At 69.0% G+C, this 19,138-nt stretch carries 15 protein-coding genes and 1 pseudogene; 7 read left to right on the top strand and 9 right to left on the bottom strand.

Features of this window, described 5'->3' with window-relative positions; translation table 11 throughout:
• Positions 1 to 23: 23 nt before the first annotated feature.
• The gene (locus tag QOL88_RS03125; protein WP_097214966.1) at positions 24 to 1,025 is read right to left on the bottom strand and encodes a PaaX family transcriptional regulator; all 1,002 of its coding nucleotides are present in this window, start codon (positions 1,023 to 1,025) and stop codon (positions 24 to 26) included.
• Between the two features lie 112 nt (positions 1,026 to 1,137).
• On the opposite strand from QOL88_RS03125, the gene QOL88_RS03120 reads away from it, so the two are divergent.
• Entirely contained in the window at positions 1,138 to 1,578 is a 441-nt protein-coding gene (locus tag QOL88_RS03120) for a winged helix-turn-helix transcriptional regulator (protein WP_257027448.1), read from the top strand.
• A 280-nt stretch (positions 1,579 to 1,858) separates the two neighbouring features.
• Here the strand turns inward: QOL88_RS03120 and QOL88_RS03115 are convergent, their stop codons facing one another.
• Positions 1,859 to 3,409 carry a serine/threonine-protein kinase gene (locus tag QOL88_RS03115; protein WP_179878752.1) on the bottom strand — a complete coding sequence of 517 codons (1,551 nt, stop codon included), beginning with the start codon at positions 3,407 to 3,409 and terminating at the stop codon, positions 1,859 to 1,861.
• 632 nt (positions 3,410 to 4,041) lie between these two features.
• Between QOL88_RS03115 and QOL88_RS03110 the strand changes: the two genes are divergently transcribed.
• From QOL88_RS03110 to lpdA, 3 genes are all read left to right on the top strand, one after another.
• Positions 4,042 to 4,632 (top strand): TetR/AcrR family transcriptional regulator, encoded by a 591-nt coding sequence (locus QOL88_RS03110; RefSeq protein ID WP_097214963.1) that lies wholly within the window; start codon positions 4,042 to 4,044, stop codon positions 4,630 to 4,632.
• Positions 4,633 to 5,020: 388 nt separating this feature from the next.
• The gene (locus tag QOL88_RS03105) at positions 5,021 to 5,887 is read left to right on the top strand and encodes an alpha/beta fold hydrolase (RefSeq protein ID WP_179878751.1); all 867 of its coding nucleotides are present in this window, start codon (positions 5,021 to 5,023) and stop codon (positions 5,885 to 5,887) included.
• A gap of 393 nt (positions 5,888 to 6,280) precedes the next feature.
• A complete protein-coding gene (gene lpdA, locus QOL88_RS03100; RefSeq protein ID WP_097214962.1) occupies positions 6,281 to 7,693 on the top strand; it encodes a dihydrolipoyl dehydrogenase in 1,413 nt (470 codons plus the stop codon).
• A gap of 93 nt (positions 7,694 to 7,786) precedes the next feature.
• On the opposite strand, the pseudogene QOL88_RS03095 reads toward lpdA, so the two are convergent.
• The 4 genes and pseudogenes from QOL88_RS03095 to QOL88_RS03080 form a co-directional block, all read right to left on the bottom strand.
• A pseudogene (locus QOL88_RS03095) lies at positions 7,787 to 8,549 on the bottom strand (oxidoreductase).
• A gap of 1,136 nt (positions 8,550 to 9,685) precedes the next feature.
• Positions 9,686 to 10,231 carry a TetR/AcrR family transcriptional regulator gene (locus QOL88_RS03090; RefSeq protein ID WP_218892909.1) on the bottom strand — a complete coding sequence of 182 codons (546 nt, stop codon included), beginning with the start codon at positions 10,229 to 10,231 and terminating at the stop codon, positions 9,686 to 9,688.
• Between the two features lie 224 nt (positions 10,232 to 10,455).
• Entirely contained in the window at positions 10,456 to 11,847 is a 1,392-nt protein-coding gene (locus QOL88_RS03085; protein WP_097214960.1) for an amidase, read from the bottom strand.
• Positions 11,834 to 12,040 (bottom strand): hypothetical protein, encoded by a 207-nt coding sequence (locus QOL88_RS03080; protein ID WP_097214959.1) that lies wholly within the window; start codon positions 12,038 to 12,040, stop codon positions 11,834 to 11,836. Before QOL88_RS03080 ends, QOL88_RS03085 begins: the two co-directional genes overlap by 14 nt.
• A 208-nt stretch (positions 12,041 to 12,248) precedes the next feature.
• Between QOL88_RS03080 and QOL88_RS03075 the strand changes: the two genes are divergently transcribed.
• The gene (locus QOL88_RS03075; RefSeq protein WP_097222837.1) at positions 12,249 to 13,151 is read left to right on the top strand and encodes an MBL fold metallo-hydrolase; all 903 of its coding nucleotides are present in this window, start codon (positions 12,249 to 12,251) and stop codon (positions 13,149 to 13,151) included.
• A gap of 186 nt (positions 13,152 to 13,337) precedes the next feature.
• A complete protein-coding gene (locus QOL88_RS03070) occupies positions 13,338 to 14,288 on the top strand; it encodes an SDR family NAD(P)-dependent oxidoreductase (RefSeq protein WP_097214958.1) in 951 nt (316 codons plus the stop codon).
• A 138-nt stretch (positions 14,289 to 14,426) separates the two neighbouring features.
• On the opposite strand, the gene QOL88_RS03065 is transcribed toward QOL88_RS03070, so the two are convergent.
• Together QOL88_RS03065 and QOL88_RS03060 are read right to left on the bottom strand one after the other, a co-directional pair.
• The gene (locus QOL88_RS03065) at positions 14,427 to 16,007 is read right to left on the bottom strand and encodes a lectin (RefSeq protein WP_097214957.1); all 1,581 of its coding nucleotides are present in this window, start codon (positions 16,005 to 16,007) and stop codon (positions 14,427 to 14,429) included.
• Positions 16,008 to 16,518: 511 nt separating this feature from the next.
• The gene (locus tag QOL88_RS03060) at positions 16,519 to 17,682 is read right to left on the bottom strand and encodes a poly(ethylene terephthalate) hydrolase family protein (protein WP_257027446.1); all 1,164 of its coding nucleotides are present in this window, start codon (positions 17,680 to 17,682) and stop codon (positions 16,519 to 16,521) included.
• A gap of 28 nt (positions 17,683 to 17,710) precedes the next feature.
• Here QOL88_RS03060 and QOL88_RS03055 point away from each other — a divergent pair, with 28 nt between their 5' ends.
• The gene (locus QOL88_RS03055; RefSeq protein WP_218892945.1) at positions 17,711 to 17,947 is read left to right on the top strand and encodes a hypothetical protein; all 237 of its coding nucleotides are present in this window, start codon (positions 17,711 to 17,713) and stop codon (positions 17,945 to 17,947) included.
• Between the two features lie 42 nt (positions 17,948 to 17,989).
• On the opposite strand, the gene QOL88_RS03050 is transcribed toward QOL88_RS03055, so the two are convergent.
• Positions 17,990 to 19,045 (bottom strand): glycoside hydrolase family 5 protein, encoded by a 1,056-nt coding sequence (locus tag QOL88_RS03050; protein ID WP_097214956.1) that lies wholly within the window; start codon positions 19,043 to 19,045, stop codon positions 17,990 to 17,992.
• Positions 19,046 to 19,138 lie beyond the last annotated feature (93 nt).

Below are 19,138 nucleotides of genomic sequence, written 5' to 3'. Positions count from 1 at the left end.
ATCACACCCGCGGCGGCCCGCCGTCAGCTGTGGCCGATACCCGCACTCATGCCGGCGATCGTATGGGCCCTGACGTCGGGGTGCGGTCCATGCGCGAATCGGGTCACCACGGAGCGGACGTGGTCCTGGGCCGGCTGAAGCAGACCGTCGTACACCGCGACGCAGACTTCCCGCGCCCGCGACCGGGGCCAGCCGGGCGGCAGATGCCCGATGGGGAGCAGCGGGTCCAGAATGGGGAAGTGCCGGTAGGCGTGCATGACCTCGGTCCGTGCGCGCACCGCGTCGGCACCGGTGACGCGGCCGGCGCTGATGTGCGCAACCAAGCCGCTCCAACGGTCGATGAAAGCCCGGTAGTGCTCGGCGATGCCGGGCAGGTCCCACGCCTGGACCGGGTTGCGGTCGACCTCCGTGTCCAGTTCCTCCTGTCGCGCGCGGAACACGGTCACCGCTCCCCGCGCCAGGTCGGCCACCTCGATCCGCCCCTTGGGAGTCAGGGGGTGCGGCGACACCCAGAGCGCGTCGTACAGCGGCGCGAATCCGCGCCAGCGCAGCGCGGTACGCAGTGCGCGCCGCCGCGTGCTCTCCTGTTCCGGGACGGAGAAGGCGATCAGTGTCCACCGACCGTCCCATGAGTCGGGTTGGGTGGTGAAGGTGGCGATCGAACTGGCGCCGCTCCACAGGTCGACGGCGGCCTGCGACGTCAGCCGGTAGGAGCTGTACCGTCCTTGCCGGCTGCGCTCCAGCACCCCACGGCGCATCAGCCTGCTGATCGTCGTACGGGCGGCGCCCGCGGTCACGTGGAACTCACCGAGCAATGCCACGATCGCCGCCGACGGCAACCACGCCCGGCCGGGGAAGGTGTAGTCGGCGATCAATGTCACCGTGAGTCCCTGGGGTGAGACGTCGCTCTGCCAGCCGGGCGAGCGCACGGAACCGCCGGCGCCGTCACCCTCGTCGGAGAAGATCTCCTCGAGGTGGGACAGGTTCGGCAAGGTGGGCTCCGGCGCGGTGGACAGGGTCGGCATCACTGTAACGGTTGTGAAATCGCCGGGTGTAGCTCCGCCGCGATTGCTCCAACGGGCGGGATCTCCGCGCGCAGGCGAAACCGCCCCGGCAGTGCCCAGGTGTGTGACATCGGTGTACTTGGATCTCGCCCTGCGGTCCCTGAGCCCGCGGACCACGGGTGTGATCATCAGGGAGGCCTTCTACGGCACACGCCGCTTCGACGACTTCGAGCGCCATTGCGGCATCAGCCCGAGCGTGCTGTCCGCCCGCCTGAGGGACCTCGTCACCGACGGCATCCTGGAGAAGACCCGCTACCGGGCTCCCGGTGCGCGCGGACGCGACGAGTACCGCCTCACCGACAAGGGCCGCAGTCTTCTGCCCATCCTGATCGCCCTCAACGACTGGGCCGAGCGCTGGATCGTCCCGGACGGCGCCGGCACGATCTCCCTGCTCCACCACGACTGCGGCAGCCCCGTCCGCACGACGGTGACCTGCGCCTCAGGACACGAGATCACCGCACCTGGACAGGTCAGCGCGAGGCCGGGCCCCGGGGCCCGGCCTGCTTCCCACTGAGCGGCGCGCGGCAGTGCGAGGCGGCGGGGGCGCGGGCTCAGCGCCCTGGTGTTTCCTCTGCGCCCCTCGCTCCCGCGTCGCCCGGATACTCCCCTGGACGTCGTGCTTCGGGCTGTCTGCCGACCACTCCTGATTGTCCGTCAGGGCTCGACGCGGCGCCCTTCAGAGGGCGCAGCTGTACGTTCGTGCCGAGCGCGGAGGCGCCAGAGTGCGACGGCCCTCAGCGAAGCCGGCACGGGATGAGAACAGCTCGGCGTCGCCTTGTCGGCGGGCGCAGCCGTCAGCGCCGGGTGAGGGTGGACGGCGCCCCGGCGGACTGGTCACGTTTGTCACTCAGGCTCAGGGTGTCTCGGCCGGTCATCGTGACGACGTAGGTACTGCCGCTGGGGCAGGCGACCTCGGCCCCCTGTTCGGTGGCGTGGCTGGTGGTTGCCTTGAGGACCAGCGAGTCCTTGCGTATCTCCTGCAGTCGCAGGGTCTCGGTGCATCCCAGCTCACGTTTGGTGTTCACTTCGGTCACCCTGCTGACCTGCTTGCCCGCCGGCTCACCTCGTTGTGCCGGGTGGAGAGTCAAAGCGACGCTGAACCGGTTGGTGCGGGGCTCATTGAAGCCGTCAGAGGTGGGATTGCCCGGCCCGGTGCCGACCCATGTACCTGCCCAGGCCTCGGGAAGCGATGTGGCGGTGGATGACGGCGAAGGCGTCCCGGCGGAGGCGTCGTCGGAGAAATGCCACACGAGGAACGTGCCCGCCGCGGCCGTCAAGGCCACGGCCATGGTTCCGGCGACCGCCCGGCCGGTACGGCCGGACACCCACCGTCGCACGGCGTCGACACGCGGCAGGACGGCGGTCTGTACGTCGGCGGAAGCCGGGCCTTCTTCGGGCTCACGTGACACAGCCGCCACAGACGGCGGTTGCACTGTTGCGGAGATCAACGCGTGCGCCTCCTCCTCCCGCACGGCGAGATCTTTCTCCAGCCCTTCGGGCAGCAACTGCGGCCAGGTACCGCACCGCCCGCCCATGCGTTCCAACAGCACGCTGACGGTGTCGAGCGTGGCCCGCTGCTCGGGGTCCTTGGCCAGACAGGACCGCAGGAGCGGGACCAGGGCCGCCGGAACGCCGTCGAGGTTCGGCTCCTGATGCACGATGCGGTAGAGCAGCACCGCGGGCGAGAACTCGTCCTTCGGGTTGGAAAACGGGCCCCGTCCCGTCGCCGCGTACACCAGTACCGCAGCCAGCGAGAAGACGTCGCCCGGTGCACCCGATTCCCCGGCACTCACCTGCTCCGGCGCCAGATAGCCGGGAGAACCGATCACACCGCCCGTCCTCGTGTGACGTGTGTCCTCCCTCGCGCGCGCGATCCCGAAATCGATGAGCAGAGGACTGCGGCGGCCCAACAGCACATTGGACGGCTTGACATCCCGGTGGGCCAGTCCCGCCCCGTGTACCGCTCCCAGCGCCCCGAAAAGCTCGGCCGCCAGTGCTACGAGGCACTGCTCCGGCAGTGGGCCATACCGTCGCACCCACTCCGCCAGGGACGGCGCCGGCACGTACTCGGTGGCGAGCCACGGAGGGCGCTGCCCCGGAGGGCTGTAGTCCACCACCGCAGGCGTCCAAGGGGAGCGCACCCGGTCGCTGTTACGGATTTCTCGCGCGAACCGCTCCTCGAACCCCGGCTCCCGTCCGAACTCGGAGCGCACCGTCTTGAGCGCCAGCGGACGCCCCGACACCGTCCGGGACAGGTAGACCCGCCCCATGCCACCCTCGCCGAGCCGCGCCAGTAGTGGATAGCCACCAACAGTCTCCGGATCCGACCCGTCCAGCAACTCCACGCCCCGCCGCCCTCTCAGATATGCACTGCCGACCGGGTTCAGTCCCGGATCGGCACAACCAAGCGCCGCATCCGTAACATCAGCACCAAGCATCACCTGTCACACAGCGACACACCATTTTCAGCCATGACTCCCGGCAGTCCGAGAACCTGTCACCGCCTGTGAGGCCGAGTGGCCGGTCGAAAGGGTAAACCATCGCCGTGACTCCCGATTTGCCGGGTATGCGCACGTCCTGGTATCGGGCTGTGGCGTGCGGCCACCATGAGGGCGTCGCCGGAGGCTCTGTGAGAGCCTCGATCTAGCCCGCGAGAGCACTGTCCGAGTGGGCGCTGTTCGGGCGTGACCTTGCAGCAGGGTCCTCGGCCGCGCGGCGGGACATGGAACACCAGCGGCGCCTGTGGGCCGGGGAAGCGGTTCCGGAAGCGCAGAGCGTGGCGGCCCGCTCTGCGGGTGCGGAGGCGTACACCTCGCTGATGAAAATCCGACCACAGCCCTTGTCCGCAGCGCGCACGTGGCGAGTGACGCCCTCCGCCACCACTGAACGAACCTTTGGATTACGTTCGCAATATCATAGGCTGGGGCAAGTCTGTGAGGGGCAACCGGCCCTTGCGGCCGGTGAAGGGGCGTGTGCTGTGGCGCGGTACGGAAAAGAGCACAAGTCGGAGACGAGGCGACGGATCGTCGAGACGGCGGGGCGCCGGTTCAAGCAGGACGGTATCGACGGCTCCGGCGTCTCGACGCTCATGAAGGACGCGGGGCTGACCAACGGGGCCTTCTACGCCCACTTCGAATCCAAGAACGACCTCGTCGCCACGGCCATCGCCGACCAGCTGAAGGTGCAGGCCGAGAGTGTCGTCGCCCAGGCCGCGCCCGGCCGTGCCGGACTCGAGCAGATCGTGCGCGGGTACCTGTCGCCCCAGCACCGCGACAGTCCTGGCGAGGGCTGCCCCACCGCTGCTCTGCTCGACGAGATCGGGCGCTGCGCCGATGCGACCAAGGAGGCGTACACCGACGGCGTCCTGGTGCTCATCGACGGCATTGCCGCCCGCATGGCACCCGAGGACCCGTCCTCCGCTCGTGTCAAGGCGCTCAGTCTCCTCGGCCTGATGGCGGGAACGCTGCAGCTGTCCCGGGCGTTGACCGACAACCGGCTGTCCGATCAGCTCCTCGATCAGGGAGTGAACAACGCCCTCGACCTGCTGGACGCCGGGCAGCGCGCTTAACGCACCCACCTCCCGATTCCCCAGGCTGTGCCTGCCCTCCTGCGGTGGCTGCATGTAGTTCTTCGCCGCGTCCGAGCTCTTGCTCACCGACCGGCTGGGCCGCCTCCCCGCGAGGGAGAGATGGACCGCGCCGTTGGAATCGACTCGCTGTCGCGGTGTCGCGGTGTCGCGGTGTCGCGGTGTCGCGGTGTCGCGGTGTCGCGGCCTCGCCGTCACCGTATGCGGCGCACCTCTTGCGGCCACATTGAATTACGTTCATACTTCAATAGTCGGCGTGATGCTGGAGGGCTCGACCGAAGCAGGGCTCCGACTTCTACGGGCCTGCCGCCGTCGACCGCACGGACCGCAGGCGCAGTCCAGACACCCCCATGCAGAGAAGGGCACGGCCATGAACGACGCACAAGGAGTACGAGGCGACGTGGTGACGTCGTACAGCAAGGCGCCCACCCGTACGCTCGCCGCCGGGGGAGTGACCTTCGCCTACCGTGACCTCGGTCCGAGGGCCGGTACCCCGGTGGTCTTCCTCACCCACCTTTCCGCTGTCCTCGACAACTGGGACCCCCGGATCGTCGATGGCATCGCCGCCAGGCATCGCGTCATCACCTTCGACAACAGGGGTGTCGGCGCCTCCAGCGGCTCGACACCGAAGACCATCGAGGAGATGGCGAAGGACGCCGTCACGTTCATCCGGGGGCTCGGGCTCGAGCATGTCGACCTTCATGGCTTCTCGATGGGCGGCATGATCGCCCAGGTGATCGCGCAGGACGAACCGCAGCTCGTCCGCAAGCTGATCCTCACGGGCACCGGCCCCGCGGGCGGCGAGGGCATCGAGAACGTGAGCCGGGTGGCCCATCTCGACACCGTACGGGCCCTGTTCACCCTCCAGGACCCGAAACAGTTCCTCTTCTTCACCCGCACCGCGGGCGGGCGCCGAGCCGGAAAACAGTTCCTCGCCCGCCTCAAGGAGCGCACCCACGACAGGGACAAAGCGATCTCCCTCACGTCGTACTTCGCTCAGCTCAAGGCCATTCACCGCTGGGGACTCGCGCAGCCCCAGGATCTCTCGGTCATCCATCAGCCCGTGCTCGTCGCCAACGGCGAGAGCGACCGGATGGTGCCGACGAAGAACTCGTTCGAACTGGCCCGACGGCTGCCGAACGCCGACCTGGTCGTCTACCCCGACGCCGGTCACGGAGGCATCTTCCAGTTCCACGAGCAGTTCGTGGCGGAGGCCCTCGACTTCCTTGGGCGGTAGCGGGTGTCAGGGGCGGCCGGACCGCGCGCCGCTGTTGCGGTTCGGTCGTGACTCGCAGTGCGGGGACGTGCGCGACACCGCGAGTGCGGCGGCCATGCCGACGCCCGGATTCGCTGCGAACGAGGCCACCCGGTGCAAGCGAGAGACATCGAGAGTGTCCCAGGACCGGCCTTTCGCATGAGGCCGCCCGAGTGAGCTGAGAACGTCTCGTCCGGACGAGGCCGGCGGAGCCTCGGCCCGCCGTCGATGATGGCTGAGCGGGCGCGGGCCGCGGTGCCGGGATGCTGAAGCAGATGTCCGGCGGGCCGCTGTCGAGTTGATGAACAGATCGTACGATCGGGAGCGAGCCGGTCCCTCCCAGGAGTCGGCTGCCCAGCGGAAAGGAAGCCGTCCGTGGACGAGCAGGGTGAACACTTCGACGTCGTCGTACTCGGCGCGGGGCCCGGCGGATACGTAGCCGCCATCCGGGCCGCCCAACTGGGCAAGCGCGTCGCGGTCGTCGAGGAGAAGTACTGGGGCGGCGTCTGCTTGAACGTGGGCTGCATCCCCACCAAGGCCCTGCTGCGCAACGCCGAACTCGCACACATCTTCACGCGCGAGGCGAAGACCTTCGGCATCAAGGTCGACGGACAGGTCTCCTTCGACTACGGGGAGGCCTTCCGCCGCAGTCGGAAGGTCGCGGACGGCCGGGTCAAGGGCGTCCACTACCTGATGAAGAAGAACAAGATCACGGAAATCAGCGGTCGCGGCACGTTCCTCGACCCGCACACACTCCAGGTGGCCGACTACGACGGCAACACCCGCAGCATCGGCTTCGATCACTGCGTCATCGCCGCCGGCGCGAGCCCCAGGCTGCTGCCCGGTACCCGACGCACGTCCCGCGTGGTGACGTACGAGGAGCAGATCCTCGCCGAGGACCTGCCGCAGTCGATCGTGATCGCCGGTGCCGGGGCCATCGGTGTCGAGTTCGCCTATGTGCTGCACAACTACGGCGTGAAGGTCACCGTCGTCGAGTTCCTGGACCGGATCGCCCCGCTGGAGGACGTCGAGGTATCCGCCGAACTGGCCAAGCAGTACCGGAAGTTGGGCATCGACGTGCTCACCTCGACCCGCGTCGAATCGATCGACGAGTCCGGCCCGCAGGTCCGTGTCACAGTCACCGGCAAGGACGGCGCCCAGCAGGTCCTCGAGGCCGACAAGGTCCTGCAGGCGATCGGCTTCGCGCCCAATGTCACCGGCTACGGCCTGGAGAACACGGGTGTACGCGTCACCGAGCGCGGGGCGATCGACGTGGACGGCCGTTGCCGCACCTCGGTTCCGCACATCTACGCCATCGGGGACGTCACAGCGAAGCTGATGCTCGCGCACGCCGCCGAGGCGATGGGCGTGGTCGCCGCCGAGACGATCGCGGACGCCGAGACCATGGAGCTGGACTACGTGATGATCCCGCGGTCCACCTTCTGCCAGCCGCAGATCGCCAGCTTCGGCTACACCGAGGCGCAGGCGAGGGAGAAGGGCTTCGATGTCCAGGTCGCCAAGTTCCCGTTCACGGCGAACGCCAAGGCCCACGGTCTGGGCGACGCGACCGGCTTCGTGAAGCTGATCAGCGACGGCACGTACGGTGAGCTCCTCGGAGCTCATCTCATCGGCCCAGACGTCACCGAACTGCTTCCCGAACTGACCCTGGCCCAGCAGTGGGACCTGACGGTCCACGAGGTGGCCCGCAACGTCCACGCGCATCCCACCCTGGGTGAGGCCGTCAAGGAAGCCGTCCACGGCCTCGCAGGCCACATGATCAACATGTGACGGACGATCGCCGACGTCGTCCAAGTACACCTCGCCTCTACATGTCGGTGCTGGTCACGGGCGTTCGTGGGGATGTACCGGGCGGGAGCCAGGTCAGCCGGCCATGCGGTTGTTCTTGCGGATCTGCCTGTCGAACGCTCCGGCGGGGACGAGGCGGCGCGCCGCGGTGACGCGTGAGGCAAGCGGACCGGCGGTGCAGCGCAGCTTCGGCTTCTTGTCGGTGGCCGCAGTGACGATCACCTTGGCTACGACGGCGGGGTCGTCGCCGACCCTCATCGCATCCGCGATCACCTCGTCGAAGACGCGCCGCCGCTCCGCGTACAGAGGCAGCGGGGTGTCGGGCTGTGCGGCGTTGGTGCCGAAGCTGGGCGGGCTGGACAAGGAGGACCCGGGCGCCGTGCTCGCGAACCTCGTGGTCCAGCGACTCCGAGTAGCCCTCAATGGCGTGCTTCGACGCGACGTAGAGGCCATGAAGGGCTGGGGAGCGACCCCGAGGACGGACGAGATGTTGATGACGCGCCCACCACCCTGAGCACGCATGTGCGGCAGGACGGCCTTCGTCGTGCGGATGACGCCGACGACGTTGACGTTCAGCACGTTCTGGACCTGGGCGAGAGGTCTCCTCGACGGTGCCTGCCGAGCCGACGCCCGCGTTGTTGACCAGGACGTCGATACGCCCGAACCGGTCGATCACCTCTGCGACCGCGGCGGTGGCGGAGTCGTCACTGGCCACGTCGAGATCGAGGTAGGTCACGCCGGCGGGCGGGGTGAGTCCGGAGGTCCTGCGGCCGGTTCCGACCACCTCGAAGCCCGCTGTGACGAAGGCGCGGGCCGTCTCCTTGCCGATTACGGTCATACGACCATATGCCGAGTGCTGCTCGCCGACACGTGGTCACGGGCGGGCGGTGGTGGACGGGGCCCTGCTCGGCGAGTCCTGGCGGGCTCGGCCTTCCCTTGCCGCTCGCGACCGGGCCGCGCCCCCCACGCACGAAAATCTATCTTTGTCAGAGTAGACATTGGTCAGTGATGTGGTTATGGTTTCTCTCGTAGCCCAGACAGGCGGAAGGGCCCGGCAGACATGAACTGCCGGGCAGCAGTACCGAAGTTGCAGTGCGCAGGACGGTGCGGTGGTGGAGTTTCGAAGCCAGGGTGGTTGCAGGACGGCGACGGAACTGACGACCGGACCGGGTGGCCCGCAGATTTCAGGGGCCGCCGCGAGCAGTACCCGCTGTACTCGCAGTGGAATCAGTGAGTGGTACCTCGGTGAAGGCGTCGGCTGCGGACGCGCGCACCGGGAGGTTCGGCAGTGGGGTTCCAAGCCAGAGCAGTGGCAGGACGGCTGACGGGGCTGGCTGCCGAAGAGCACGAACAGCGAGGGAAGAACGGAGGAGTTGGACGCCATCAGGATCGCCCGGGCGGCTTTTCGAGCCCCGGGTACCGCAGGACATCGATAGTGAGGTGGTCTCCGGTCAAGCAACCGCGATCCCAGCATCCCCGCCGGCATCTCGGTCGGGAATGCGGAGACAGAAGGCCGGCGCAGTACCAGAGCCGGCAGATGGTGTAGCAATCCTTCGGGCCCTGGCGCCGTACGGCGCCAGGGCCCTCCAGTGTTTGGGTGGACGCCGGTACTGAGGGTCACCCCAGCTTCGGTGGTCTGCCACCGGGAAAGCCTTCGCCGGGTCGAGTGGATCCTGTGCTCCGGCCCGGTCGATGAGCCGTGTGACGTGTCCGCCGGTCTGAGTGGACGTAGGGCGCGGGTTTGCGGGTAGCTGACGTGGGCTGGTCGGGAGCGGCGCAACGCCTGGGGAGGTCGAGCGCCGCTCCCTAAGCGCAGCCGCTTCTCGACCTCCGGGGCAATGGAAAGCGAGGCCGCGAGCAGGACGTGCCGCAGGGGGTCGTCGAAGCGCCGCAGGTGGCTCGGGGAGGAGGCCTACGCCCTGGCCCGCCAGGCGTTGACGACCCGTACGGGTCGCTCCGGTGTGGGCTTCGCTGTCAGGGCCGGTCGAGGGCGTTCGTCACGAGTTCGCGCGCGTACGCGGCGTCCAGTCGCCCGGGGCGGAAGAGAATGCGGTACATCATCGGCGCCACGACCCGGTCGATCACCCTTTCCGTCTCTGGCACTGACTCTCCGCGCCGCGTCGCACGGCTCAGGATGGCGTCGATCTGCTCCGCGGCGTAGGCGGAGCACTGGCCGGCATTGGTGCCGTCCGGGTCACCGAGGAGCGCATCCCTGATGTACGCACGCCCGGGTGGCGAGGCCATCTCGTCGAGGAACTGCTCCGCCCATGCGTCGAGGTCGGCCCGCAGGCTGCCGAGATCGACGGGGTCACTCTCCGGACGCAGCCGTTCGACTGCGACGTCGGACAGGAGTTCCTGCAGGTCGCCCCAACGGCGGTAGATCGTGGAAGGTGTCACGCCGGCCCGGGCCGCCACCAGGGGAACGGTCAGTGCTTCGCGGCCGGTCTCACCGACAAGTTCACGAACCGCGGCATGAACGGACTCCTGCACACGGGCGCTGCGCCCGCCGGGGCGCGTCATGGGCTTGGGGCTCATGCATGCCACCTTAATGCGAATGAGTTGCTTCTAGCAGCAGCACCTGTCCCGTTCTCCGCGACAGATGCCCGGGGTGGCGCCGCCACCGCCCTGGGCCCGCACCATCTGAATCCGGCGGACCGAGAAGCCCTGTCGGGCGTCCCGAGGCGAGCGCGAGGGACTTCCGCCGGTCCTCAGGCCGTCACCGGTCCTCAGGCCACCACCGGTCCTCAGGCCACCACCGGGGCGATCCGCCCCACGTCGGCGGCCGCCTCCTCGTAGACCCGCCCAACGCGCAGCACCGTCGCGTCCCGGAAGGGGCGCGCCATCAACTGCATACCGATCGGCAGTCCGGCGTGATCGTGCCCGACCGGCAAAGTGATGGCCGGAACGCCGGTGATGTTGGCCGGGGCGGAGAGGCGGACATAACTGTCGGACACCGCTTCCACAGTGCCGTCGGCCCATTCGACCGTGTCCTGACCGGACTTCGCGGCTGTCATCGGCACCGTCGGGGCGGCGAGGACGTCGATCTCGTCGAACATGCGAGCCCAGCCGTCGCGCATCATGGTGCGGGCCCGCTGGGCGCGCAGGTAGTCGCCGGCCGATGTGAGTTCGCCGGCCTCGAGCAGGACGCGTACGTCCGGGGTGTACAGATCGGGGACGGACCGCAACGACTGCTCGTGGTAGGCCGTGGCCTCGGGAACCATCAGCCCCCACTGGATGGCCTGGACGTAGCGTGCCATCGGGATCTCAACCTCGACGAGCTTCGCGCCGAGTTCCGTCAGCCGATCGATCGCCCGGCGTACGGCCTCCTCGACTTCGGGCGAGACTCTGTCGAAGTAGTGGTTGCGGGGGATGCCGACCCTGAGCCCCTTCAGATCTCCGCTGCCGGTGAACTCCAGCGGGGGGCCGGACACACTCGCCGGGTCGCGCGGGTCGTACCCGGCCGTCGCGGCCAGTACCAGAGCCGCGTCCGTCGCGCTGCGGGTGAGGGGTCCGACATGGTCCAGGGACCAGGACAGCGAGGTCACACCGGAGCGGGACACGAGACCGTAGGTCGGCTTGAGGCCCACCACGCCGTTGAGCGCGGCGGGGACCCGGATGGAGCCTCCCGTATCGGTGCCCAGGGCGAACGTCGCCTCGCCCGCGGCGACCGCCACCGCCGAGCCGCCACTCGACCCTCCGGCGACGCGGCTCTGGTCCCAGGCGTTGCTGGTCTGCGGGGTGGTCAGGCCGTAGGCGAACTCATGGGTGTGCGTCTTGCCCAGGAGAACGGTCCCGGCAGCCTTCAGGCGGGCGGCCACCTGGCTGTCGTGGTCCGCGATGTGCCCGGCCCGGACGTCCGAGCTCGCTGTGGTGGGCAGGCCGGCGGCGTCGATCAGGTCCTTGAGGCCCATGGGGATCCCGTGCAGCGGACTGCGCGGTCCGTCTTCGGAGATTTCCCGTTCGGCGCGAACCGCCGCGTCCGCGGCGGCGTCCGCTGCGACGGTGGCGTAGGCGCGGAGCCGTCCGTCGACCGCGCCGATGCGGTCCAGTACGGATTCGGTGAGCTCGACCGGGGACAACTCCCGTGCGCGGAGGGCGCGGGCCGCCTCGGCGAGGGACAGTTCAAAGGGCTGCATCGGCGTTCTCCTGTCCGGCACGGTACGAGACCGCAGGGGGCGTGTCGGCGAAGTCGAGTTCCCGCAGTGTGGCAATGACGGAGTGGATGTGGTTGGCGGTCGCAGCCACCCGTTCGTGACGGTCGTCCCCGAGGGCGAGTCCCGCCCGCAGCGCGCCTTGAGCTGCCTGCTGAGGAGTGAGTTCGCTGGTCATGGTGTCCTTCCAGCTCTGTGCGGTGCATCGGTCCGGGAACTGTCCACGGCCCGCGACACCTAAAAGCGAATCGTTTGCCTTAGGTGACGGTAGGGCCTACGGTGGCTTAAAGCAAACCAGTTGCTTTTAGTAGACGTAAGGGAAGATCACCGTGTCCACGACCCCGCCACCCAGTGCCCCCGCCACCGCACAGGCCCCCGCATGGTCCGTGGGTGACCACACCGTGCGACGTATCAACGAAACGGCTCTTCCCGCCGCGACCGGCCCGTGGCTGCTGCCCGGGGCGACTGCGGACGTCGTGACCCGAACCCCTTGGCTGCGCCCCCACTTCGCCGACGAAGCGGGAGTCCTCCGGCTGGCAAGCCACAGTTTCGCGGTCGAGGTGGACGGGCTGCGGATACTCGTCGACACCGGCATCGGAAACGGAAAGCGGCGCGCCAATCCCGCCTGGCACAACCTGAACAGCGACTACGAGGCGCGACTGACGGCGGAAGGCTTCTCACCGGAGACCGTGGACCTCGTCATCCTGACCCACCTCCACACCGACCACGTGGGCTGGAACACACGCTTCGAAGGCGGCAGTTGGGTTCCCACCTTCCCCAACGCGCGCTATCTCACCTCGCATGCCGAATGGAGCTACTGGGCCGGTGTCGAGATGGACGACGCGCGACAGCAGATGTTCCAGGACTCGGTGCACCCGGTCCGGGACGCGGGCCTCCTCGACCTCGTCGACATCGCGGACGCGGGCACGGACATCGCGCCGGGCGTCCGTCTGCTGCCCAGCCCCGGCCACACTCCGGGCCAGGTCACGGTGGAGTTGAGCAGCCAGGGTGAGAGCGCACTCATCAGCGGCGACAGCATCCACCACCCGGTCCAGATAGGACATCCGGAACTCTGCAGCTGCGTGGACATCGCACCCGAGCTCGCCGCCCGGACCCGGCACCGGATGCTCGACTCGCTGGCCGGCACCTCGACCCTGCTGCTCGGCAGCCACTTCCCGCCGCCGACCGCCGGTCATGTGCGGCGCGAGGGCAATGCGTACCGGCTGGCGCCGGCCGCACCCGGGCGGGCAACGGTCCGCGACGGAGCCGAGGGCCGGCGCCGCGTCTGACGCTGGCCACTGTGACACTCAGGGCCAACGACGGGCTGCAACGGACCAGTACCGCGTCGGCAGGGCCTCGGCCGTCCGGCGGGGCTGTCGGTGATCTGTAGGCGATGTGTCGGGGGCCGCTGGAACCGTGGGCGTCGAGCTGCCCCGCAGGGCAGCCGCCTTCACCAGCAAGGGAGCCCTGCCGCCATGTCGTCCACATCCTCCATCCTGCCCTGGGATGTTCAACGGCTGCCGCGTGCCGATGGCAGCGTCTTCCTGGTCACCGGCGGCAACGCCGGCATCGGGTACTTCGTCGCGGAGCAGTTGTCCGCAACCGGAGCCACTGTCGTACTGGGCAGCCGCAACCTCGCGAAGGCCGAAGTCGCCACGGTAGCGATCCGCTCGCGTGTCCCTGGCGCGCGGGTGCGGACCGTACGGCTGGACCTCGCCGACCTCTCGTCGCTCAGAACAACGGTGGAATCACTGGGTGTGGAACGCCTCGACGCGGTGGTCCACAACGCCGGCGTCGCACTCGACGACCCGCCGCGCCGGGAGACCGAGGACGGTCACGAGCTCATGTTCGGCACGAACCACCTCGGGCACTTCGCGTTGACCCACTGGCTGATGCCGCTGTTGTCGGCCGCACCGGCGGCCCGCATCGTGACCATGGGCAGCTTCGCGGCGAAGTCCGAGCGGCTCGACTTCGACGACCTGCAGTCCCGGAAGGACTACCGGCCCAAGCGCACCTACGGACGCTCCAAGCTGGCGCAGATGTACTTCGGCCTCGAACTCGACCGCCACCTGCGCGCCGTCGACAGCACGATGGCGAGCGTGGTGGTCCATCCCGGCGGCGCGCTGGACTCCCTGACCCCGTCACGGCCGCCAGTCCATGTGCGGACCGCTGGTGCGCGCCTCTGCGGGACACCAGCCGCCCTCCTCGTCCAGGGCAAGCACGCCGGTGCATGGCCCGCGGTCCGAGCGGTGCTCGACCCGACCGTGCGCGGAGGACAGCTGTGGGGACCGCGCGTCTTCAGCCTGCGGGGCAAGCCCCGACATGAACCGGTGTGGAACCACCTCGCCGACACCTCCGTAGCGGCGCGGTTGTGGGACGCAAGCCGTGACCTGACCGGCGTCGACCTCGGCGCCATCCCCGGATAGCCCCAAGGCGGGCCGGCCGGCGACGGTGCTCAGGCGGGCCAACTGAGGGCTCAGCCACATGCGTTCGTAGATCCTGGAGGGGGCGGTCCGGGCCGGACCCGTGGTCTCGGCCCGGACGGTGTCGGGCGGCAGGATCGGTCAGACGCGGGTCCACTTCTGGTTGGGTGCGCCGCCGCAGGTCCAGATCTGGACCTTGGTGCCGTTGGCGGTGGCGCCGCCACTGACGTCGAGGCATTTACCCGAGCCGACGGCCGTGATGGTGCCGTCGGTATTGAGGCGGAACTGCTGGTTGGACTGGCCGTTGCAGTCCCAGATGTTCACGGCGGTGCCGTTGGCGGTGGCGGCGCCGACGACGTCCAGGCACTTGGCGCCGCCGTAGACCCGCAGTTCGCCCGCGCTGGTGCTGGTGAACCGCTGGTTGGCGGCGCCGTTGCAGTCCCAGATCCCGGCGAGGGTTCCGTTGGCCTGGGAGCCGCCGGTGATGTCCAGACAGCGGCCGGAGCCCTGGCCCTTCAGCGAGTGGGTGCTGTTGCCGGGGGGCGTGCCGCCGCCGGAGACCACGTACATCGCGGCGCCGTGGGCGGGGACGGAGGCGCTGATGGAGCCGCTGGTCGTGCTGGTGGTGTGCGCCCACAGGTCGCGTACCGAGTAACTGGACGCCGAGCCGAGGCCGATCTGTGGAGCGGACGTGGAGACGGTGGCCGTGGCGCTGCCGCGGTTGAGGAGGACCACTGCGACGGAGCCGTTGGCCATCGGCTTGGTCCACACCTCGGTGTTGCCGTTGTCGACGAGGCGGTTGCCCTGCCGGCCGCCCCAGTCCTGGTTGACCCCGATGACCTCGGTGTTGGTCAGGATCGACTTGGTGGCGGCGCTCATGGTGCGCAGGTCGTTGCCCGCGATCAAAGGCGCGTTGAGCAGCGCCCAGAGGCTGAAGTGGGCTCGGGACTCGGTGTCGGACAGGCCGTTGCCGACCTCCAGCATGTCCGGGTCGTTCCAGGCACCGGGGCGGGAGAAGCCCGCCCAGCCGGGTTGGGCGTCCAGGATGCCCATCACGGAATTCCAGTTGGCCTGGATGTCGCCGGTGTTGCGCCAGGAGTTGCCGGTGGCGGGGCCCCAGGTGCCTACCTGGTCCTGGCCCCAGTTGCAGAGGGCGAAGAGGATGGGGCGGCCCGTCCTGGCCAGTGCGTCGCGCATGGCGGTGTAGCGTTCCTGGCCGCTACGGCCCTGGTGGTCACCGCAGTTGTCGTACTTGAGATAGTCGATGCCCCAGGAAGCCCACAGGTTGGCGTCCCGCTGCTCGTTGCCGAGGCTGGCGGGGTAACCGGCGCAGGTGGTCAGGCCTGCCGAGGAGTAGATGCCGAGCTTCAGCCCCTTGCCGTGCACGTAGTCGGCGACCGCCTTCATGCCGTTGGGGAACTTGACCGGGTCCGGGACCAGGTTGCCGCGGGAGTCACGGCTCCGCGTCGACCAGCAGTCGTCGATGTTGACGTACTGGTAGCCGGCTGCGGCCATGCCGCTGGAGACCATCGCGTCGGCGGTCTCCCGGATCAGACGGTCACTCACGTTGCAGCCGAAGCTGTTCCAGTCGTTCCAGCCCAACTGGGGGGTACGGGCAAGGCCGTTGTCGAGTGCCTGAGCCTGGGGGGTCGGCAAGAGGGCGACAGGTACCGCGGCGGCGACCAGGGCCGCCGACAGCACCGCGCGGATGAGTCTGAGCATGGGTTCTCCTCGATCGGTGTGCGTGTCCGGGGGCGTCGGGCGTGGGCCCGGGCCCGTTGTGCGCCGATGGCAGATGTCGTCCCAGATGGTGGTGCTGTTCGGACTGACCGGCAGGTCCAACCGGGCGGTCGGTCGAAGGGCCACCGCGTCAGTTCGGCGCCTGTCGGTCGCCCTGTGTCCGGCCGTTTGAGGAAGACGGTCGGGACGAGTCGGAGAGGTCGGTCGGGGCCGTTGCGAGAGCGGGTGCCCGTGCCGTTTGCGACCCGAGCCGGTGAAGGCGACTGGGCCGGCCGTCGCCGCTGCGGGCGCTGCCGGTCACCGGTCACCGGTCGCCGAGACGCGGCCGAGGCGGTCAGACACAGCGAGTGCCGTACCGAGCGTGCCGCATCGGGTAGCCACACAACGGTGCGACGACCCTGCCCAGGACTGCACCCGCCCATTGGAGAGCCTGCAACGGCCGAAGTGCCGGGCGATGACCGGCGCTTCGGACTCCATCTGCCTCGGGTCGGATTCAGTCCTCGCTACCGGACGGTCCAGCGCTGGCCGGACCCGCCATCGCAGTTCCCCAGGACCGTCTTGGTGCCGTTCCCGGTGCCGTCGCTTTGCGTGTCCAGGCACAGACCGGATCCGCCCTGGTGATGGTGCCGCTGGTGTTGACGTTCCAGCGCTGGTTCTGCCCGCCATGACAGTCCCAGATGATGACCCGTGTACCGGGGGAGGTTCCCGCGCCTTCGGCGTCCAGGCACTTGTTGCCGTACACGCGCAGTTCCCCAGTGCCGGTGCGTGCCCACTTCTGGTTGGCATTGGCCGAGCAGTCCCACAGCTGGAGCTGGGTGCCGTTGGTCTGCGACGCGTTCGGTACGTCCAGGCAGCGGCCGGAGCCGGCGCCGACGATCTGCCCACCGCTCGGCGGAGGAGTGGTCGTGCCGGGCGGCACGTAGGGGCACTTGGTCTGGGACCGGGAGACGCCGGTGCGGTCGGCCGGCGACGGGCACAGGAACTGGGTGTAGCGGGTGTCGTTGTCGAGGAAGATCTTGAGCCACGGGATCGTACGACGTGTCACGTTCGAGTTGCCCCAGGTGGGGAAGCCGTGGCCGCCGCCGGTGAGCTCGATGTAGGCGCTCTGCGTGGTGGCCGGCATGCCTCCGTAGAGGCCGTCGAGGTAGGACGGGGTGACCGTGCCGTCGTCCCGTGCGCCCATGATCATCGTGGGCACGCGCAGGCTGGACAGGTTTTGTGAGGGGGAGAAGGGTGCGAGCGGCAGGGCCGCCTTCAGTGACGGCCGGCGTTCGGCTGCGCTGATGGCGCCGCCTCCGCCCATGGAGTGGCCGATCACGCCCAGTCGGCTGGGATCGACCCGGTCGCGCACCGGGCTCTTCTGGGTCAGGTAGTCCAGCGCGGCGAGCAGCTGGGTGCCGCGAGCGGTGTCGAAGTCGTTGGGGCTGTTGGTGTCGATTCCGATGACGACGAACCCGAAGGACGCGAGCCACGGCCCCATCCACGCGCCTTCGGCAGACCACCGGGCGGTGTAACCGGGCACGGCCGCGACCGCTCCCCATGTGCCCAGAGAGGTGTCCGTCGGGTAGTAGATCTTGCCGCCGTTGAAGCCGTTGCCGGGCGGCACGGTCACCTCCGCGGTGGCGAACGTGCCCCGCTGGGCCGCGACGCTGCTCACTGTGGGATCCGGGCCCCGCTCGTAGGGGTTGGCCGCAGCCGACGGCGATTGCGCCGACGCCGGCTGGATCGCCACCAGTGCGGTGATCAGGCCGGTCACGGCCGCGACCACGGCCGCCTTCAAGGTCACCGTCCTGCTCCTCGTGCCGGATCTCGTCGGGCGGGTGGGGGCGTCGCCGGACGCCGGGACGTCGGTGATGCTCGAGTGCATCGTCCTGTTCCTCCATGCCTTTGTCGTGGTGACGGGAGTCGCGCTGAACGGGTGACAGGGTGGATATGGCGTGCGCATGACAGGCTGAGGAGTTACGTCAAGGGTGGAGCCGGGCAACGGCCGGGGGGTCGGTGCTCGTGGCGCCGACGGAGAAGACCGCGGCCTCCTTGGAGGTGGCGGCGATGCCGTTCGCTCCGTTGAAGAGGCGCCGGCCCCAACTGGTGAGCTGGTTGGGATCGAAGTCGGTGACCAGGTCCAGGTACCGCACATCACTGCTGTTGCCGCTCCACGACCAGCCCAGGTAGCCGAGGCGGAGCCGCTGGGCGGTGGCCAGGATGGCGTCCTCGTCGGGGTTGCCGTCGGAGTGGTTGTGGCCGAACTCGCCGACCACGATGGGGAGTTTCGCTGCCACGAAGCGGTTCAGGTAGTCATTGACCTTCGCGGCCGTGTTGAAGACGCCGTACATGTGGACCGAGAACACCGTGTTGCGGTCCGGGTCGGCGGCGAACACCGACGCGGCGTTGTCGCGCATCGTGAACGCCCAGTCCTGGCCCCAGTTGGGTGCGTCCACCATCAACGTGTGGGTGAACCCGGCGTTCCGCAGCTTCTGGACGGCGGCCTTGGTGTCGGCCGTCCACCTCGTGTAGTTGCCGTTTCCGTACGGCTCGTTGCCGATGTTGACGATGACGTACTTCTCCTGGCTGGTCAGGACAGTCTTCAGGCTGATCCAGTAGTCGGCGGCGCGGGACAGGGTGGTCGCGCCGCTCTGGTCGCCGTAGCCCGTGGTGTCGTGGACTTCCAGGACGCAGATGAGCCGGTTCTGCTTGCACTGGGAGACGACGTTGGCCACGTCGGCGGCGCTGTTGCGAGTCCAGCGGTCACCGCTCGCGAGGACGACGCGGACGGTGTTGGCGCCCTTGGTCTTGATGTGGGAGAGGGAGTTGATCCGGTTCGGATACCAGGTGTGGGCGTGGTTGACGCCCCGCATCACGAAGTCGTGGCCCGATGCTTCCAGCAGTCGGCCGTTCTGGACGCGGAAGCCGGTGGGAGCGGCCTGGGCCGGGGCGGCGAGACCGAGCAGGGGGACGAGGAGACCCAGGAGAGCTGCCAGGACGGCGGCCGTTCGTGGGGCGGTTCGCGTGCGGAATCTCAAGGCTGCGGCTCCAATCGGGGAAGGACCGTGTGCTCAGCAGGCGGTGGCTCGTGCCGTGCAGGTGACGGCGGCGGTGCGGGCAGCGGAGACGGA

Source organism: Streptomyces sp. Ag82_O1-12, assembly GCF_900182715.1.
Taxonomy (GTDB): domain Bacteria; phylum Actinomycetota; class Actinomycetes; order Streptomycetales; family Streptomycetaceae; genus Streptomyces; species Streptomyces massasporeus.
Note: the sequence above shows the minus strand (reverse complement) of the source record. Positions and strands in the feature narration are given on the sequence as shown.

Coding starts and splice junctions, on each gene's coding strand:
- QOL88_RS03105 (WP_179878751.1), top strand. CDS start 5,021: ATGAACGACGCACAAGGAGTACGAGGCGACGTGGTGACGTCGTACAGC.
- QOL88_RS03090 (WP_218892909.1), bottom strand. CDS start 10,231: ATGACGCGCCCCGGCGGGCGCAGCGCCCGTGTGCAGGAGTCCGTTCAT.
- QOL88_RS03070 (WP_097214958.1), top strand. CDS start 13,338: ATGTCGTCCACATCCTCCATCCTGCCCTGGGATGTTCAACGGCTGCCG.
- QOL88_RS03080 (WP_097214959.1), bottom strand. CDS start 12,040: ATGACCAGCGAACTCACTCCTCAGCAGGCAGCTCAAGGCGCGCTGCGG.
- QOL88_RS03085 (WP_097214960.1), bottom strand. CDS start 11,847: ATGCAGCCCTTTGAACTGTCCCTCGCCGAGGCGGCCCGCGCCCTCCGC.
- QOL88_RS03125 (WP_097214966.1), bottom strand. CDS start 1,025: ATGCCGACCCTGTCCACCGCGCCGGAGCCCACCTTGCCGAACCTGTCC.
- QOL88_RS03065 (WP_097214957.1), bottom strand. CDS start 16,007: ATGCTCAGACTCATCCGCGCGGTGCTGTCGGCGGCCCTGGTCGCCGCC.